This is a genomic window from Pseudomonas sp. Sample_9, from assembly GCF_004307535.1.
GTDB classification, from domain to species: Bacteria; Pseudomonadota; Gammaproteobacteria; order Pseudomonadales; family Pseudomonadaceae; genus Aquipseudomonas; species Aquipseudomonas mercuritolerans.
The window spans coordinates 1-759 of sequence record NZ_RAZO01000198.1 but is presented as its reverse complement, the minus strand read 5'-3'; the positions used below and the strand labels follow the sequence as shown (position 1 = coordinate 759).

Here is a 759-nt window from a genome sequence, read left to right as displayed (position 1 = left end):
ATCTGCACTCGGTGGCCAAGGCGCTTGAGCACGTCGGCGCCGGCAAGGTGCTGATTACCAGCGATGCGAAGGTGATTCGCGAAGCTGACCGCGTGGTATTCCCGGGCGTTGGCGCTATTCGCGATTGCATGGCGGAAATCCGTCGCCTCGGCTTCGATTCGCTGGTGCGTGAAGTCAGCCAGGATCGGCCGTTCCTCGGCATCTGTGTCGGCATGCAAGCCCTGCTCGATACCAGCGAAGAGAACGCCGGCGTCGACTGCATCGGCCTGTTCCCCGGCGCGGTGAAATTCTTCGGCAAGGATCTGCACGAAGACGGCGAGCACCTGAAGGTCCCGCACATGGGCTGGAACGAGGTGAAGCAGAACATCAGTCACCCGCTCTGGCATGACATCCCGGATCTGGCGCGTTTCTACTTCGTGCACAGCTACTACATCGCCGCCGCCAATGCGCGTCAGGTGGTGGGCAGCGGTCATTACGGTGTCGATTTCGCCGCAGCGCTTGCCGATGGCTCGCGTTTCGCCGTGCAATTCCACCCGGAGAAAAGCCATACCCATGGCCTGCAATTGCTGCAGAACTTCGCTGCGTGGGACGGTCGCTGGTAAATGGCTGCCAAGAAATCCAAGCCGCCGATCCTGACCCTCACTCCCGAACAGGAGAACGAGGCCAATCGCAAGATCCAGCGGTTCATGGAAGACCGTTTCGAGCTGGACCTGGGTTCGTTCGAGGCGGCGGAAATTCTTGAGCTGTTTACCCGCGAGA

General features: G+C 60.6%; 2 protein-coding genes. Both read left to right on the top strand.

The genetic code is table 11. From position 1 onward, the window contains the following. The first annotated feature begins 2 nt into the window (after window positions 1-2). A complete protein-coding gene (gene hisH, locus D6877_RS10975) occupies window positions 3-602 on the top strand; it encodes an imidazole glycerol phosphate synthase subunit HisH (protein ID WP_241662883.1) in 600 nt (199 codons plus the stop codon). After that, window positions 603-759: DUF2164 family protein (locus D6877_RS10970; protein WP_130910776.1), on the top strand; the 157-nt coding region annotated here is incomplete at its 3' end.